A 14,182-nucleotide genomic window follows, 5' to 3' on the forward strand; every position below is an offset into this window, starting at 1 on the left:
TCGCTTCATTGTCCGTCCTCAAGTTGGATCGGACTCTAATCGATGGTGGAGGAAAAATCCCGTAGCAGGTCACCCGCGCACCGGGGACTTGGCATCGGTCGCGACTTTCATCTCGTGGCAGATGAGAATGGCATGATCCTGTTCCAGCCTGAATACTTCTCCAGGGCAGGATACGCCGCCCGTTTGGCAGCCCATAAAGCCGCCGTTGTTCAGGCGATCAGAGAGGGTCGCGTTGTCCATCCGGAAAACTGTATGCGCTATCGCAATGCCTGGTAGTGGGCCGCTTCCCAAGGCATTGCCCTGTATCTTGTAAAACTGACCCCGCTACAAAAATAACGTTAGACAGCGCGCCCTGTTAACCTTAAGCAGAAAATAATAATAAGAACTACCTCAGTAGTTGAGCGCACTTCGGCGGCAGAGATCGAGGGCACGAGCAGTACGACAAAGACGCACTGTCGATGACATGCGTGGGCTCCCGGGTAAGCTCCGGGAGCTGCTTCTTTTCTACAAAGAGGTTTGACGCGTTGAACCGTCGGCTGCCCGACGCCCGCGTCATGCTGCATACCGTTATGCTTCCTCAACAGGTGAAGGTGACCCTGTATTCAGGCCCATCATGGTGTAAGGCCTGTATCGTCGTGGCTTTTGCCCGGCAGATGTTCATAACGCGAAGAGTTCATGCGCCTTCAGTCGAAACTCGCCTTAGGGCTGTCATGTCTGATCGCGACGGCGATTGCGGTCCTGACGCTAACGCCGGTACCAGCGCCGCCTTTGGGGGCAGTCGCGGAATCTGACAAGATCTACCACATGGTCGCGTTCGGGGTGCTTGCCTTTCCGATGGCCTATCTTCGGCCGCGTTGGCTGATGCTGGCTTTACCCGCCTATCTGGCGTTTGGTGGTTTGATTGAGATCCTTCAGCCATTCGTCGGGCGTGACCGCAGTCTTGGGGACTGGGTTGCGGACCTGATCGGTCTCGGGATCGGTGTGGTCATCGGCTTGGCTGCCGGGCGGTTTGTACCCTTTGCACGGCCGCGCATGCGCCGGTAACCACGACAGGTGCTTGGCGGAAAGGCCACATTGTCACGCTACGCCAACGCGCCAGCAGATCAAGGCATTTGGGAACCATGGCGGTGCTGTCGTGCTTGCAACCACATGAACGATGATTTGCACAAGGCGCGCTTTGAACGGCTGGAACAGCTTTCCGGCAAACTGGATTCGGTGTTTCGAATCCCCGGTACACGGTTTCGGGTCGGATACGACGCGATCGCAGGTTTGGTGCCGGGGCTCGGCGACGCTGCGGCAATGCTGCCGGCGGCATGGATCGTCTTGGAAAGTTATCGCATGGGGCTGCCTAGGCATAAGCTTGTAAGGCAGGGGATCAACGTTGCCGTGGATACGACATTCGGCAGCATCCCTCTTGTCGGAAGCGTCTTTGATGCCTGGTTCAAGTCCAACCTGCGCAACGTCGACATTCTGCGCTCGCATCTCAATCGCGATAGGCTTGCTGGGGTTGGGGCACCTTATGGCGACGAAAGATCATCCTAGAATCTTTCATGGGAGATCTATCGGGATCCTGCTTGGTCGCCTCACGGAATGGAGGCCCGTCGCAATCAATGCGACCGGTTCCCCGGGACCGCTTTTCCGATGCTATGTTCACCGCAGCTGTTTTGTTTTGGCTCTGATACTGAATCAATCTGGAGCCTCATTGGGACGCAGGTCGGGAATGGCCGGTCGTTTTTCTTTCCCGTTTTCATTCAGAAGCCATTTCCAGCCGCTTGATCCCCAACTGATAGCCACTAGTGCCCCAGCACCGTGACCTTGATCAGCATCCAGACAGCCATGGCGATCATCATCAGGTTCTCGGTCAGGGAGACGAACCCCAGGGGGACGTTGCTGTCGCCGCCGACGCAGGCGCATTTGATGTCTCGCTTGTCGACATAGACGGCCTTCCAGACCGACACGGCGCCGATCGTGCCGATGAACAGGGCGACCGGAATGGACAGCCACATCAGCGCGCCCGCGACCATCAGGACGCCCGCCAGTCCCTCGGCGAAGGGATAGACGTAGCCGTAACGGACCCACCGCTGCGCCAGCAGGTCATAGTTCAGGAACATCGTGGCAAAGCTGTCGACGTCCTTCAGCTTCTGCAGGGCCAGCAGACACATGGCAAAGGCCACGAACCACTCGGCCGCGGCGATGGTGATCAGCTGGCCGAACGCGGCCCAGCTGGTCGCAAGGGCCATCTCGGCGGCCATCGCGAACAGCGCGATCACGGGGCGGTAGGTGGTCGCGGACTTGTCGCGGACGGCCTTGCCGAAATGCCGCCTGAGGTCGTCATAGCCGCCGATCCGCCGACCGTCGATGAAGGTCTGCGGGGTGGTCCCGACGTCGTGTTGTTCCTTGAAGGCATCGACCTCGGCACGGGTGGTCAGGTGGTGGTCCTCGACGCGAAAGCCCTGGCGCCGCAGCAGGTCCAGCGATTTGAGGCCATAGGGGCACATGTGCTTGGCCATCACCATGCGGTGAAGGGTGGCGGTTCTGGGGGTCGTCAGGGCCATGGTCAACCTCGATGGCTTGCAAAGATGCGGGTTTCGGACCTGGTCCACAGGATGACGTCATAGGGATCGCGCCGCCCGCCCATCTCCATGCCGGGCGATCCGGCGGGCATGCCGGGCACTGCCAGACCTGCGGCCGGCGGACGCTGCGCGAGCAGGGCGCTGATGTCGGTGGCGGGCACATGCCCCTCGATCACATAACCGTCGATCAGGGCCGTATGGCAGGAGCGCAGCGGCGCAGGCACGGCGTGGCGATCCTTGACCCCCTGCATGTCATCGGTCGTGACCACCTCCACGGCAAAGCCGTGATCCCGCAGATGCGCGACCCACGCGCCGCAGCATCCGCAATCGGGCGCGCGAAAGACTCGCGTGCGGACCGGCGCCTGACCGGACCATGCCATCGCCGGGCCGGCCAGAATGCCCGCCGCCAGCGCCGTCATGAACATGCGTCGATCCGTCATCAGCCGATCCTTTCCTTGAATCCCCGTTCGGGCCGCCTGCGGGACAACGGATCGTCATCCGTGTCCAAGGTCTCCAGCCGCTGCAGGATCGGACAGTTCGGACGCTCGTTTCCGGCGCAGGCATTCGCCAGTTCCTCCAGCGTGTCGGCCATGTCCTGCAGGTGCGCGATCTTGTGGCGCAGGTCCCGGACCCGCGCCTGCGCCAGCGCCTTGACGTCGGCGCTGCGCCGGTCCTTGTCGCGCCACAGGTCCAGCAGCTCGGTGATCTCGGCAACCGAGAAGCCCAGGTCACGCGCGCGGGCGATAAAACGCAGCATATGGACGTCGCGCGGTTCGTATTCGCGATAGCCCGAGGCCGTCCGGCTGGCTGTCGGGATCAGGCCGATCCGTTCATAGTATCGGATCATCTTGGCCGATACGCCCGAGCGGTTGGCGGCGTCTCCGATGTTCATGGCAGGGCTCCGTCATTGCGATGACAGGGATATGGAGCTTCCTATCATGGGAAGGTCAAGGGCGTGATGACGTCGTCTGCGCGGCATTGACCTTGCAACGATGGGAAGGATTATCTGAGATCGGGAAGAAGGAGAGCACTGCCATGAAAACGTTCGTCCCCATCCTGCTGACCGCCCTTGCCGTCGCCGCGCCGGGTCTTGCCCAACAGACGATGGACCATTCCGCCCATGGCGACATGGCGCAGATGGATCATTCCGCGCATGGCGACATGGCGATGTCCGGTGCACGACCCGACGACACGCCGGCGACGACGGCCTATCGCGCAGCGATGGCCGAGATGCACGCGAACATGGACGTCGAATACACCAATGACGCGGACGTGGACTTCATGCGGGGAATGATCCCCCACCACCAGGGCGCCATCGACATGGCGCGCATCGTCCTTGAACACGGCCAGGACCCCCAGGTGCGCGCCTTGGCCGAGGAGGTCATCGCGGCGCAGGAGGCCGAGATCAAGATGATGGAGGCCTGGCTGGCCGAACACGACAGCTGAACGATGACAGACAGCGCCGGAAGGTGGTGCATGGCGCTGCGTCAGGCGGGCAGGGCGCCCGCCGCGGGGCGCAGCAATCGCGCCGCGGGCCGGTCGAAGCTCTGGCGACCGGCCTTGAAGCCCATCAGTGGTGCCGCGATGGTGGCCAGTCCATCCTCGGCCGTCGCGGCATCCAGCACGATCAGGTCGGCGCGATCACCCACCGACAGCCCGTAATCGGCCACGCGCAGGATGCGGGCCGGACCGTCGGTGATCATCCGTAGGCAGGCCGCGAACTCGCCAGCGCCAAGGTGCATCACGTTGGCATAGAGATTGGCCATCCGCAGCAGCGAGCAGTCGCCATAAGGCGTGAACGGGTTCATCACGTTGTTCGTCGCCACCGCGACCGTCACCCCTTCCAGCAGGTGCAAGGGGGCCACGCCGCGGGGCGCACGGTGGCCCTGGTCCATGCCGTTCAGGTACAGGTCGGTGGCGGGCAGGGCGGTCACGGCGACCCGGGCCTGGGCCAGCATCGCGGCGTGATCGCGCAGGGCACCGTCGGTCATCACCGCCAGCTTGGTCACATGGCCCAGGTTCACGCGGCCCTGCCAGCCGTGGCGGATCGTCCGGTCGCAGATCGCCTTGATCTGGGACCCGTCGGGGTCCAGGTCGAAGTCCAGATGAAAGTCCAGATCGACGTCGTGCCGCACGGCCATCGCGAACAGGATGTTAATCTGCGCCAGCGGGTCGCTGTCGGTATAGGGGCAGCCGCCCAGAAGGTCGGCCCCCTGCGCCAGCGCCTGTTCCAAAAGCGCCTCGGTGCCGGGATCGTTGGTCAGGCCCTCCTGGGCAAAGGCGCAGACCTGCAGGTTCAGCGCAAAGGCATAGTCGTCCTTCAGGGCCAGCACTGCCGTCAGGCTGCGCAATCCGGCACGGGGGTCGACCTCGACATGGGTGCGCATGTGCATGGTGCCCTGCCGGATCGCGGCCTCGATCACCTGCGCGCCGCGGCTGCGAACATCGTCGATGGTAAAGTCGCGCTTCAGCGCGCTGACCGCAGCCACGGCGGCCTGCACGCTGTCCGCCTGACCGCAGCGGCACAGCAAGCCGGCCTTGTCCAGGTGGATATGCGCCTCGACCAGCCCCGGCAGGACGGCGCGGTGTTCGATGTCGCGGACCTCGCGCGACGGGCCAAGGTCACGGCCAAGGGCGGCGATGCGACCGCCGGCGATGCCGATATCTGCGGCACCCTGCGGCAGGCGGGCATTCTTCAGGATCAGATCCAGCATCGTTCTTGTGTCCCCGGCGACCTTCTGTATTCTGCTAGTGTATGCACTTCACCCCGCCACAGACAAGCAGAGAGCGCGATGAACCAGAACACCGAAAAAGACCTGCAGGCGGTCAAGGACTATCTTGCGGCGTCGATGGCGCCCGATCCGGTGCTGGCCGCGACCTTCGTCGCGCCGGGCTTTACCTGCCGGTTCACGGGCGGGCGCGTCTTCGACACGCCGTCGGGGCCGACCGGTTTCAACGCCGCCCGCTATGCCTGGGTCAAGAAGCGGATCGAGCGGTACGACGTCGTGCCGGCGGGCGAGCAGACGATCGTCTATAGCCTGGGCTATCTGCATGGCGCCTGGCCGGACGGCACGCCTTTCGACGGGAACCGCTATATCGACCGGTTCACGGTGCAGGATGGGCTGATCCTGGACACGGACGTTTGGAACGACAGCGCCGAATGGATCCTTGATCCCAGCATCGCCAAGGGCTGATCAGCCCTTGGCATAGGGCTGCAGGATGTTGACCAGATCGCGGCGGCGGCTGCGATCGCCCGACAGCAGGGCGCGGGCGGCCACGGCCTCCAGATGCTCGGCCATCAGGTCGGCGGCCTTGTCGGCGGGCCCCTTGGCGATCAGGTCGATCAGGGCCAGATGCTCGCTGATGGCGCAGTCCGACGAATGCGGGCGGGCCAGCGCAGACAGGGACAGGCCCGCGCGATAACAGATTTCAGTGACATAGCGGACCAGGATCGGCTTGCCGGTCATCTCGGCCAGGCGGATATGGAACTCTGTTGCCAGCCGGATCGACGCGCCGTCGGGCCCATGGCGCGCATCATGTTCCTGGCGGACGATCTCCTTCAGGGCGGCGATCTGGTCGGGCGACAGGTGACCGGCCAGATGCTGCACGACCTGACGTTCCAGGGCCACGCGGATGTCGAAGATGTCGCGCGCATCGGCCGGCGTGGGCGCGGTCACGGTCGCGATGCGGTTGCGGCGCAGATCGACCAGGCCTTCGGCGGCCAGTTGCCCCAGGGCATGGCGCGCGATGGTGCGGCTGACGCCGAAGCTTTCGCCAAGGGCATCCTCGGGCAGGCGGTCGCCGGGTATCAGCGCCCCTTCGATGATGGCCCGACGTATGCCCTGGCAGATCGCGGCCATGCGGTCGCCGCCGACGGAACGCGCCCCCGCAGTCATGCGACCGCCTGCAGATCGGGCATGTGGCCCGAAACTGGCGAAAGTTTCGGCATCGACCATCCGGCCACCATTTTCCAGCGCCCCGCGGTTTGCGCGGTTAGGCACCGGCGGGCTACGAAATCGGTATAAAGTGTATGCACTTTTGTCATGCACCTTTGACAGGGGAACCTCATGAACCCGGATCTTGCACAGATCGCGCCGGAACGAAAGCGACCAGCGGTTCAGCTGTCGCGGGCGTCGGTCGCCTTCGGACAGGGCGCAGAGCGCGTCCAGGCGCTGCAACCGACAGACCTGCACCTGGACGAGGGCGAATTCCTGGCGCTTGTCGGGCCGTCCGGCTGCGGCAAGTCGACGATCCTCAAGCTGGTCGGCGGCCTGACCCGCCCGTCCGGCGGAGAGATCATCGTGGGCGGACGCGAGGTCGCGGCCCGCGCCCTGCGCGTCGGCATGGCGTTCCAGAATCCGACCTTGCTGCCATGGCTGACGATCGAGCAGAACGTCATGCTGCCGCTGAAGATCGTGCGCCCGTTCCGACAGGATTACGCCCGCAAGAAGCGGGGCGAGTACCGCGACAGGGTCCACGCGCTGCTGGCCGATGTGGGTCTGGAAAAGTTCGCCGGTCATTACCCCTGGCAGCTGTCGGGCGGCATGCTGCAGCGTGCCAACCTGTGCCGCGCGTTGATCCACGAACCCAGCCTGCTGCTGCTGGATGAACCCTTCGGCGCGCTGGACCAGTTCACCCGAGAGGAGCTGTGGGGCACGATGCAGGATCTGTGGATCAAGCGTCGCCCCACCGTGATCCTGGTCACGCATGACCTCAAGGAGGCCGGCTTTCTGGGCACGCGGATCTGCGTGATGAGCGCGCGCCCCGGCCGCATCATCGACGACAGCCCCGTCACCTTTCCCCGCCCTCGCACGGTCGAGATGACCTTTCAGCCCGATTTCGTGGCCCTGAACCAGCGCCTGCGCGAACGCATCATCGATGCCCGCGGCGAATCCGCCCGAAAGGTCGCGTCATGAACTATGCCATCCGTCGCCGCATGTGGTCCGCCGCGCTGATCGTCGCCTTCTTCCTGGGGTGGGAGGTTCTGTGCCTGGCCCTGAACGTGTCCGACCTGGTCGTGCCGCGCCCGTCGCAGGTGATGGCGACGTTGGTCGCGCGCTTTCCGGTCCTGTGGCCGCACATCATCCAGACGCTGTGGACGACCATGATCGGCTTTGGCCTTGGCGTGGCGGTCGGCGTCGTGATCGGCGCGCTGATCGGCACGTCGCGGGTGGCCTATGACACGGCCTATCCGCTGCTGATCGGGTTCTCGTCCATCCCGAAGGTCGCGGTCGTCCCGATCTTCGTGCTGTGGTTCGGGGCGGGGCCGGTGCCTGCGGTCCTGACCGCGCTGGCCATGTGCTTCTTTCCCATCGTGGTCAACATCGCCACCGGCCTTGCCACGACCGAGCCCGAGATGGAGGACGTGCTGAAATCCCTGGGCGCCGGCAAGATGGACCTGCTGCTGAACGTGGGCCTGCCGCGCACCATGCCGTTCTTCTTCGCCTCGCTGAAGATCGCGGCGACCTATGCCTTTGTCGGCACCGTGCTGGCCGAGACCGTCGCCTCGAACAAGGGCATCGGCAACGTGATGATGAGCGCATCGTCGAACTTCGACGTGCCGCTGGTCTTAGCCGGCCTGTTCATCCTGGCCTTCCTGGGGGTCGCCCTCTACGTCCTGTTCTCGGTCATCGAAGGCCGCGTCGTGGGCTGGGCGAACCGCCGCACCGACCTGTCCCCCTCCTGATCCGAAAGGTATCCCGATGCTGAAATCGCTGCTTGCCGCCGCATCCCTGATCGCGATGGCCGCCCCCGCGCTGGCCCAGACCGACATCCGCTTCACCCTGGGCTGGAAGACGCAGGGGTCGGATGCGCCCATCCTGCTGGCCCAGCAGAAGGGCTATTTCGAGGAGGAGGGCCTGAACGTCACCATCGACCAGGGCGAGGGGTCCGCCGCCACCGTCACCCGGATCATGTCGGGCACCTATGACGCGGGCTTCGGCGACATCAACGCCATCATCCAGAACGCCGCCGAACGCCCCGACCAGACCCCGGTCATGGTCTATCAGCTGTGGAACGATCCGCCCTTCACGGTCGTGACCCGCAAGGAAAGCGGCATTACGACCCCTGCCGATCTGACGGGCAAGACCCTGGGCGGCGCACCCGGGACGCCCACGACCAAGCTGCTTCCGGTCTTTGCGCGCATGAACGACGTCGACCTGGACAGCATCACCATCGAAAGCCTAGCGCCGAACCTGACCGAGCCCATGCTGATCCGCGGCGACATCGACGGGGCGATGGTGTTCAACATCACGGCCTGGTTCAACCTGATCAACAACCGCCAGGACCCCGCCGCCGATTTCAACTGGCTGAACTTCGGCGATCACGGGCTGGACCTCTATGCCAACGGGGTCATGGTCTCTCAGGCGATGATCGCCGACAACCCCGAGGCCGTGACCGGCCTGGTCCGTGCGATCAACCGCGCCGCGGTCGAGATCGCCCAGGACCACGAGGCAGGCGTCGATGCCGTCCTGGCCTTCGACAACCTGGCCAATCGCGACCTCGAGATGGCGCGGATGATGTTCTCGTACGAGAACCTGATCGCTTCGGACGAGGTGACGCGGATCGGTCTGGGCGATCTGGATGACGACCGCCTGTCGCGCGCCATCGACATCGTCGCCGAGGGCTATCAGTTGCAGACCACGCCCGCAGCCGGGCAGGTCTTCGACCGCAGCTTCCTGCCGCCGCTGAACGACCGCCAGCTGGTCCTGGCCGACTGATGGCGGCCGCCGCGATGCAGCCGATGGCCACCAGCCCGCACCCGCTGGCGACACGGGCCGGGGCGGACGTCCTGCAGCGTGGCGGCACCGCGGCCGAGGCCGCTGTGGCGATGGGCGCGGTTCTGGCCGTGGTCATGCCGCATTTCTGCGGCTTGGGCGGCGACGCGGTCTGGCTCATGGCCGACCGCGACGGTTGGGCGACGACGCTGATGGGCATCGGCCAGGCGCCGGGCGTCCTGCCGGACCTGCCCGACGCCTTGCCCCTGCGGGGGCCGGGGTCGATGCTGACGACCGCCTGCGCCGTCGACAGCTGGGACCATGCCCTGCGCCTGTCTGCGTCCCGATGGAGCGGGGCGATGACGCCGGAGGCGCTGCTGGCGCCCGCACTGACCCTTGCGCGCGACGGGTTTCGGCCCAGCGACAGCCAACGGTTCTGGCTGGATTTCCGCGCCGCGGACTGGCCGGACTGGCCGGGCTTTGCGGCCCAGTTCGCCGCTGCCGAAAACGACCTGCTGCGCCAGCCGCAACTGGCCGAGATCCTGTCCCTGATGGTCCGGGACGGGTTTCGCAGCTTCTATCAGGGACCGGCGGCGCAGCGGATCGCCCAGGGCCTGGCCCAGGCGGGCGCGCCGCTGACCGCCGCCGACCTTGCCGCGACGCACAGCCGGGCGGCGCAACCGCTGTCCCAGCCCTATCGCGACCTGACGCTGCTGGCGCCGCCGCCGCCCACGCAGGGGATAACGACGCTGGCCATCATGGGCATCCTCGACCGGCTGCGGATCCCCCGCGACCCTGCAATGCGGACCCACCTGCTGGTCGAGGCGGTCAAGCAGGCCTTCCTGGACCGCGGGCGTATCGCCGACCCGGACCACGCGGGGGACGACATATCGGCGCTGCTGTACCCGGATCGGCTGGACGCCAAGGCGGGCGCGATCCGCGCGGATCGTGCACTGGCCTGGCCGCACAGGGTCCGGCATGGGGATACGGTGTTCTTCGCCGCGACGGACGGGCAGGGGCGCTGCGCATCGGTCCTGCAGAGCACCTATTTCGACTGGGGCAGCGGTTGCGTCATCGGTGATACCGGGATCATCTGGCACAATCGTGGCGCAAGCTTTGCTACCGATCCGACCCACCCGAATGTCATCGCCCCCGGAAAGCGGCCCTTCTATACGCTGAACCCCGGCATCGCGCTGAAGGATGGTCGGCCGCATCTTCTCTATGGAACGCAGGGCGCGGATGGCCAGCCGCAGACACTGGCCGTCCTGCTGAGCGGCCTGATCGACCTGGGGCTGTCGCCCGAGGCAGCCTTGGCGCAGCCGCGCTTTCTTCTGGGGCGAACCTTTTCGGACAGCCGCGACAGCCTCAAGGTCGAGGCCTCCCTGGGCGACGCGGCGATCGCCTCTCTGGCCGCAATGGGGCATGAGACGGCCGAACTGCCGACCCTGTCCCCGATCTTCGGCTGCGCAGGCGCGATCCGCATCGACGCGACGGGCTGTTCTGGCGCGCATGATCCCCGGGGCGAGGGGCTGGCCCTCTGACGCCGCCATCGGCCGCGTCGTGGGGGATCAGCCGCCGCCGATGTGGGGTGCCCGGTATCGGTGGAACGCCGTGCCGGTCCCGGCCATGGGCCGTGCACCATGTCCGCATGACGGATCACCCTCGCCAAGATGACGATGCTGTGCCAGCCTTGCCCGAATGAGACCTGCCTTCGCCCTTCTTGTCAGACGCACCCTGCGCCGGTGGCGTCGCGACTTGTATCCCGTCCTGCGCATTGCGGCCGACAGGGCCCTGCGACAGGTGCAGTTCTGGGTGCTGGCGCTGCTGATCGGCATCGCGGCGGGATTTGCGGCGCTTGGGTTCAGGCTGGGTATCTCGGGGGTTCAGACGGCCCTCTACGGCGCCGACGACCTGACGCTGGCCAGCGTCGCGCGCGACCTGCCTTGGGCCTGGGTGCTGGTGGTGCCGGTCTTGGGCGGACTTGTCGTCGGGCTGATCCTGGACCGCTTCACCCCCGACGGGCGCGTGCGCGCGGTGGCCGACGTGATCGAGGGCGCGGCGCTGGACGGAGGCCGGGTCGAGGTCCGCGAGGGTCTGGCATCGGCCGCGGCCTCGCTGATCACGCTGGGCACCGGCGGCAGTTCCGGGCGCGAGGGGCCAGTCGTGCATCTGGCCGGCGTCGTCTCGACCGCGGTCGCGCGGCGCATCAAGGCCAGCCCTATGACCGGCAGGGAGCTGTTGGGATGCGCCGTCGCGGGTGCGGTCGCCGCCAGCTTCAACGCGCCCATCGCCGGGGCGCTTTTCGCGCATGAGGTCGTGCTGCGGCATTTCGCGACGCGCGCCTTTGCCCCGATCGCGATCGCCGCGGTGGCGGGCACGGTCATCAACCGGCTGCAGTTCGGCGGCCTGACCGAATTCATGCTGCCGGTCGAGCCTGACCTGGCCTTCCATATCGAATTGCCCGCCTTCATGGTGCTGGGCCTTGTCTGCGCGCTGGTCGCGGCGGCGATGATGGGCGGGATCTTTCGCGCCGACAGCCTGGCGACGCGGGCGATGGCGCGGATCGGCTGGCCGCGCTGGTCCCGGCCCGCGCTGGCGGGGCTTGCCCTTGGTGTGATCGCCATTCCCTTTCCGCACATCATCGGCGTGGGCTATGAAACCACCGCCGCGGCGCTGTCCGGCCAGATCGGCCTGGGGCAGGCGGTCATGTTCGCGGTCGTCAAGGCGGTGGCGGTCGCGATCACGCTGGGCGGGCGCATGGGGGGCGGGGTGTTCTCGCCCGCGCTGGTCATGGGGTCGCTGACCGGCCTGGCGTTCGGGATCATCGCCACGACCCTTGCGCCCGGCTATTCCGGCAGCGTCAATGTCTATGCCTTTGCCGGCATGGCCGCGGTGGGCGCGGCGGTCCTGGGCGCCCCCATCTCGACCGCGCTGATCGTGTTCGAGATGACCGGAGACTGGCAGACGGGCATCGCGGTGATGACCTCGGTCTCGCTCAGTTCGGCCCTGGCGTCGACCCTGGTCAGGCGGTCGTTCTTTCTGACCCAGCTGGAGCGGCGGGGCATCCACCTCTCCGAAGGGCCGCAGGCCTGGCTGCCCCATCAGCTGCGCGTCACGCCGGTCATCCGCGCGCTGGACGCCCCGGATGCCCCGGCCGAGGATCTGGTCCGTGCCATGGCGGAACGCGGTCCGACCGTGGCCCCGACCACCACCTTGGCCGAGGCCCTGCCGCTGTTCGAACGAAGCGGCGCGGTGTTTCTGGCCGTGACGGCCTGCGACGGCCCGGACGACCCCCTGCGCCTGATCGGCAGCGTCCATCACATCGACGTCCTGCGCGCCCTGAACCAGGCCCTGGAACAGACCGCCGCCGAAGAGCACGGCTGACACAGCGGCGGCCCCATGCCCGCGATGCCTGTCACAGTGGCCGGCGGGTCATTGACGCCGGTCCGGGGCGGGCCCAGAAATGGACGCGAACCAGCGGAGGGCGGGGCGATCTGCAACCTTTACAACCACACGACGCCGCAGGAGGCGCTGGTCCGGTTGATCGACGGGCTGACGGACCGGTCGGGAAATCTGGCGCCGGGCAGCGTCTATCCCGACCAGTTGGCGCCGATCATCCGGAACGGCGCGGACGGGCCGGAACTGGTCAAGGCGCGGTGGGGCATGCCGTCGCCGCGCTTTGCGCTGAAGACGGAGCGCGACCCGGGCGTCACGAATGTCCGCAACCTGGAGTCGCCCCATTGGCGGCGCTGGCTTGGCCGCGAGCATCGCTGTCTGGTGCCGCTGACCAGCTTTTCCGAACCGCGCGGCAAGGGCAAGGGCGTGCAGTGGTTCGCACCCGCCGATCCAGGCGCGACCCTGTTCTTTGCCGGGATCGAGACGCGCGGCTGGCGATCGGTCCGCAAGGTCAAGGACGGAGAGACGGTCGACGACCTCTATGCCTTTCTGACCTGTCCTCCGAACGCCGAGGTCGCGCCGATCCATCCCAAGGCGATGCCGGTGATCCTGACGCGCCCCCAGGAATGGCACGCCTGGCTGGACGGCATACCGGCGACTGAGCTGCAGCGGCCGCTGCCCGACGGGGCATTGACGCTGGTCGAGGCGCCGGTGTGATGCCCAGGGGCCATCCCGAGTCACGCGTCGCGCGGGTCCGTCCGTGGCGCAACGGACCGCCAGCCTTGGAAAGGAGCGATGGGACATGCATGTGGACCTGACCCGCTGGTCACCGCCCCCGGCCCCAGCGCGGGCGGTGATCGCTGGACGATACGTGCGGCTGGAACCGCTTCAGGCCGGTCATGCAGGGACGCTGTACGCGGCCGCATCCGCAGGTGGGGCCGATGACCGCTTTCGCTGGCTTTTCGAGCATCCGCCCCAGGATCGTGACACTTTTGCGGATTGGGTCGAGCATGCATCGACATCGGCAGACCCGATGTTCTTTGCGGTGGTCGATGCCGCCACGGGCCGCGCCGAGGGTCGTCAGGCGCTGATGCGGATCGACCGCACCCATGGCGTGATCGAGATCGGCAGCATCATGTGGGGCCCCGCCCTGCAGCGCAGCCGCATGGCGACCGAGGCGCTGTTCCTGTTCGCCGACCACGTCTTTGCGTTGGGCTATCGGCGGTTCGAATGGAAATGCAACGACCTGAACACGCCTTCGAAACGGGCCGCCCTGCGTTTCGGTTTTCGGCCCGAGGGGGTCTTTCGCCAGCACATGGTCGTCAAGGGGACCAACCGCGACACGGCCTGGTTCGCGATGACCGATCAAGACTGGCAGGAACTGCGGCCCGGCTATCTGGTGTGGCTGGCGCCCGACAATTTCGACGCCGATGGTGGGCAGCGGCGCACGCTTGGGGCCTGTCTGCGCGGCGGCGCATGACGGGTGCATCCCGCGCC

At 66.4% G+C, this 14,182-nt stretch carries 17 protein-coding genes; 11 read left to right on the forward strand and 6 right to left on the reverse strand.

Features of this window, described 5'->3' with window-relative positions:
* Positions 1-69: 69 nt before the first annotated feature.
* Positions 70-240: a hypothetical protein gene (locus FHD68_RS18930; RefSeq protein ID WP_167550367.1), complete on the reverse strand. Its 171-nt coding sequence runs from the start codon at positions 238-240 to the stop codon at positions 70-72.
* Between the two features lie 435 nt (positions 241-675).
* On the opposite strand from FHD68_RS18930, the gene FHD68_RS05100 reads away from it, so the two are divergent.
* Together FHD68_RS05100 and FHD68_RS05105 are read left to right on the forward strand one after the other, a co-directional pair.
* Positions 676-1,044, forward strand: a complete 369-nt coding sequence (locus tag FHD68_RS05100) for a VanZ family protein (protein ID WP_127898224.1) — start codon at positions 676-678, stop codon at positions 1,042-1,044.
* Positions 1,045-1,149: 105 nt separating this feature from the next.
* The gene (locus FHD68_RS05105; RefSeq protein WP_127898225.1) at positions 1,150-1,542 is read left to right on the forward strand and encodes a DUF4112 domain-containing protein; all 393 of its coding nucleotides are present in this window, start codon (positions 1,150-1,152) and stop codon (positions 1,540-1,542) included.
* A 251-nt stretch (positions 1,543-1,793) separates the two neighbouring features.
* Here FHD68_RS05105 and FHD68_RS05110 read toward each other — a convergent pair whose 3' ends face one another.
* The 3 genes from FHD68_RS05110 to cueR are packed head-to-tail and all read right to left on the reverse strand — an operon-like array spanning position 1,794 to position 3,465.
* Entirely contained in the window at positions 1,794-2,555 is a 762-nt protein-coding gene (locus FHD68_RS05110; RefSeq protein WP_208863740.1) for a MauE/DoxX family redox-associated membrane protein, read from the reverse strand.
* Positions 2,556-2,557: 2 nt separating this feature from the next.
* Positions 2,558-3,013, reverse strand: a complete 456-nt coding sequence (locus tag FHD68_RS05115) for a DUF411 domain-containing protein (RefSeq protein ID WP_127898226.1) — start codon at positions 3,011-3,013, stop codon at positions 2,558-2,560.
* Positions 3,013-3,465 (reverse strand): Cu(I)-responsive transcriptional regulator, encoded by a 453-nt coding sequence (cueR, locus tag FHD68_RS05120; RefSeq protein ID WP_127898227.1) that lies wholly within the window; start codon positions 3,463-3,465, stop codon positions 3,013-3,015. The genes FHD68_RS05115 and cueR overlap by 1 nt, the downstream gene beginning before the upstream one ends.
* A 143-nt stretch (positions 3,466-3,608) precedes the next feature.
* Between cueR and copM the strand changes: the two genes are divergently transcribed.
* Complete coding sequence (gene copM / locus FHD68_RS05125; protein WP_127898228.1) at positions 3,609-4,019, forward strand: CopM family metallochaperone; 411 nt, start codon at positions 3,609-3,611, stop codon at positions 4,017-4,019.
* Positions 4,020-4,060: 41 nt separating this feature from the next.
* Here the strand turns inward: copM and FHD68_RS05130 are convergent, their stop codons facing one another.
* A complete protein-coding gene (locus FHD68_RS05130; RefSeq protein WP_127898229.1) occupies positions 4,061-5,287 on the reverse strand; it encodes an amidohydrolase family protein in 1,227 nt (408 codons plus the stop codon).
* A gap of 78 nt (positions 5,288-5,365) precedes the next feature.
* Between FHD68_RS05130 and FHD68_RS05135 the strand changes: the two genes are divergently transcribed.
* A complete protein-coding gene (locus tag FHD68_RS05135; RefSeq protein WP_127898230.1) occupies positions 5,366-5,767 on the forward strand; it encodes a nuclear transport factor 2-like protein in 402 nt (133 codons plus the stop codon).
* On the opposite strand, the gene FHD68_RS05140 is transcribed toward FHD68_RS05135, so the two are convergent.
* Positions 5,768-6,469, reverse strand: coding sequence for a GntR family transcriptional regulator (locus FHD68_RS05140; RefSeq protein ID WP_139085328.1), 702 nt, complete (start codon positions 6,467-6,469; stop codon positions 5,768-5,770).
* Between the two features lie 171 nt (positions 6,470-6,640).
* Here FHD68_RS05140 and FHD68_RS05145 point away from each other — a divergent pair, with 171 nt between their 5' ends.
* The 7 genes from FHD68_RS05145 (at position 6,641) to FHD68_RS05175 (ending at position 14,165) form a co-directional block, all read left to right on the forward strand.
* The gene (locus tag FHD68_RS05145; RefSeq protein ID WP_045999468.1) at positions 6,641-7,489 is read left to right on the forward strand and encodes an ABC transporter ATP-binding protein; all 849 of its coding nucleotides are present in this window, start codon (positions 6,641-6,643) and stop codon (positions 7,487-7,489) included.
* The gene (locus tag FHD68_RS05150) at positions 7,486-8,259 is read left to right on the forward strand and encodes an ABC transporter permease (protein WP_127898232.1); all 774 of its coding nucleotides are present in this window, start codon (positions 7,486-7,488) and stop codon (positions 8,257-8,259) included. Before FHD68_RS05145 ends, FHD68_RS05150 begins: the two co-directional genes overlap by 4 nt.
* Before the next feature lie 16 nt (positions 8,260-8,275).
* A complete protein-coding gene (locus tag FHD68_RS05155) occupies positions 8,276-9,292 on the forward strand; it encodes an ABC transporter substrate-binding protein (protein WP_127898233.1) in 1,017 nt (338 codons plus the stop codon).
* Positions 9,292-10,830 carry a gamma-glutamyltransferase family protein gene (locus FHD68_RS05160; RefSeq protein WP_240542379.1) on the forward strand — a complete coding sequence of 513 codons (1,539 nt, stop codon included), beginning with the start codon at positions 9,292-9,294 and terminating at the stop codon, positions 10,828-10,830. The genes FHD68_RS05155 and FHD68_RS05160 overlap by 1 nt, the downstream gene beginning before the upstream one ends.
* 157 nt (positions 10,831-10,987) lie before the next feature.
* Positions 10,988-12,673, forward strand: coding sequence for a chloride channel protein (locus FHD68_RS05165; RefSeq protein ID WP_127898234.1), 1,686 nt, complete (start codon positions 10,988-10,990; stop codon positions 12,671-12,673).
* 15 nt (positions 12,674-12,688) lie between these two features.
* Complete coding sequence (locus FHD68_RS05170) at positions 12,689-13,402, forward strand: SOS response-associated peptidase (RefSeq protein WP_240542380.1); 714 nt, start codon at positions 12,689-12,691, stop codon at positions 13,400-13,402.
* Between the two features lie 85 nt (positions 13,403-13,487).
* Positions 13,488-14,165 (forward strand): GNAT family N-acetyltransferase, encoded by a 678-nt coding sequence (locus FHD68_RS05175; RefSeq protein ID WP_127898235.1) that lies wholly within the window; start codon positions 13,488-13,490, stop codon positions 14,163-14,165.
* The last annotated feature ends 17 nt before the right edge of the window (positions 14,166-14,182 follow it).

The sequence above is a fragment of the Paracoccus marcusii genome (genome assembly GCF_006151785.1).
Lineage (GTDB): Bacteria > Pseudomonadota > Alphaproteobacteria > Rhodobacterales > Rhodobacteraceae > Paracoccus > Paracoccus marcusii.

Excerpts from the sequence above, each read along its gene's own strand:
- copM (WP_127898228.1), top strand. The coding sequence starts at position 3,609 with ATGAAAACGTTCGTCCCCATCCTGCTGACCGCCCTTGCCGTCGCCGCG.
- FHD68_RS05145 (WP_045999468.1), top strand. The coding sequence starts at position 6,641 with ATGAACCCGGATCTTGCACAGATCGCGCCGGAACGAAAGCGACCAGCG.
- FHD68_RS05150 (WP_127898232.1), top strand. The coding sequence starts at position 7,486 with ATGAACTATGCCATCCGTCGCCGCATGTGGTCCGCCGCGCTGATCGTC.
- FHD68_RS05100 (WP_127898224.1), top strand. The coding sequence starts at position 676 with ATGCGCCTTCAGTCGAAACTCGCCTTAGGGCTGTCATGTCTGATCGCG.
- FHD68_RS05115 (WP_127898226.1), bottom strand. The coding sequence starts at position 3,013 with ATGACGGATCGACGCATGTTCATGACGGCGCTGGCGGCGGGCATTCTG.
- FHD68_RS05110 (WP_208863740.1), bottom strand. The coding sequence starts at position 2,555 with ATGGCCCTGACGACCCCCAGAACCGCCACCCTTCACCGCATGGTGATG.
- FHD68_RS05170 (WP_240542380.1), top strand. The coding sequence starts at position 12,689 with ATGCCCGCGATGCCTGTCACAGTGGCCGGCGGGTCATTGACGCCGGTC.
- FHD68_RS05175 (WP_127898235.1), top strand. The coding sequence starts at position 13,488 with ATGCATGTGGACCTGACCCGCTGGTCACCGCCCCCGGCCCCAGCGCGG.
- FHD68_RS05160 (WP_240542379.1), top strand. The coding sequence starts at position 9,292 with ATGGCGGCCGCCGCGATGCAGCCGATGGCCACCAGCCCGCACCCGCTG.
- cueR (WP_127898227.1), bottom strand. The coding sequence starts at position 3,465 with ATGAACATCGGAGACGCCGCCAACCGCTCGGGCGTATCGGCCAAGATG.
- FHD68_RS18930 (WP_167550367.1), bottom strand. The coding sequence starts at position 240 with ATGGACAACGCGACCCTCTCTGATCGCCTGAACAACGGCGGCTTTATG.
- FHD68_RS05130 (WP_127898229.1), bottom strand. The coding sequence starts at position 5,287 with ATGCTGGATCTGATCCTGAAGAATGCCCGCCTGCCGCAGGGTGCCGCA.
- FHD68_RS05165 (WP_127898234.1), top strand. The coding sequence starts at position 10,988 with ATGAGACCTGCCTTCGCCCTTCTTGTCAGACGCACCCTGCGCCGGTGG.
- FHD68_RS05140 (WP_139085328.1), bottom strand. The coding sequence starts at position 6,469 with ATGACTGCGGGGGCGCGTTCCGTCGGCGGCGACCGCATGGCCGCGATC.
- FHD68_RS05105 (WP_127898225.1), top strand. The coding sequence starts at position 1,150 with ATGAACGATGATTTGCACAAGGCGCGCTTTGAACGGCTGGAACAGCTT.
- FHD68_RS05135 (WP_127898230.1), top strand. The coding sequence starts at position 5,366 with ATGAACCAGAACACCGAAAAAGACCTGCAGGCGGTCAAGGACTATCTT.
- FHD68_RS05155 (WP_127898233.1), top strand. The coding sequence starts at position 8,276 with ATGCTGAAATCGCTGCTTGCCGCCGCATCCCTGATCGCGATGGCCGCC.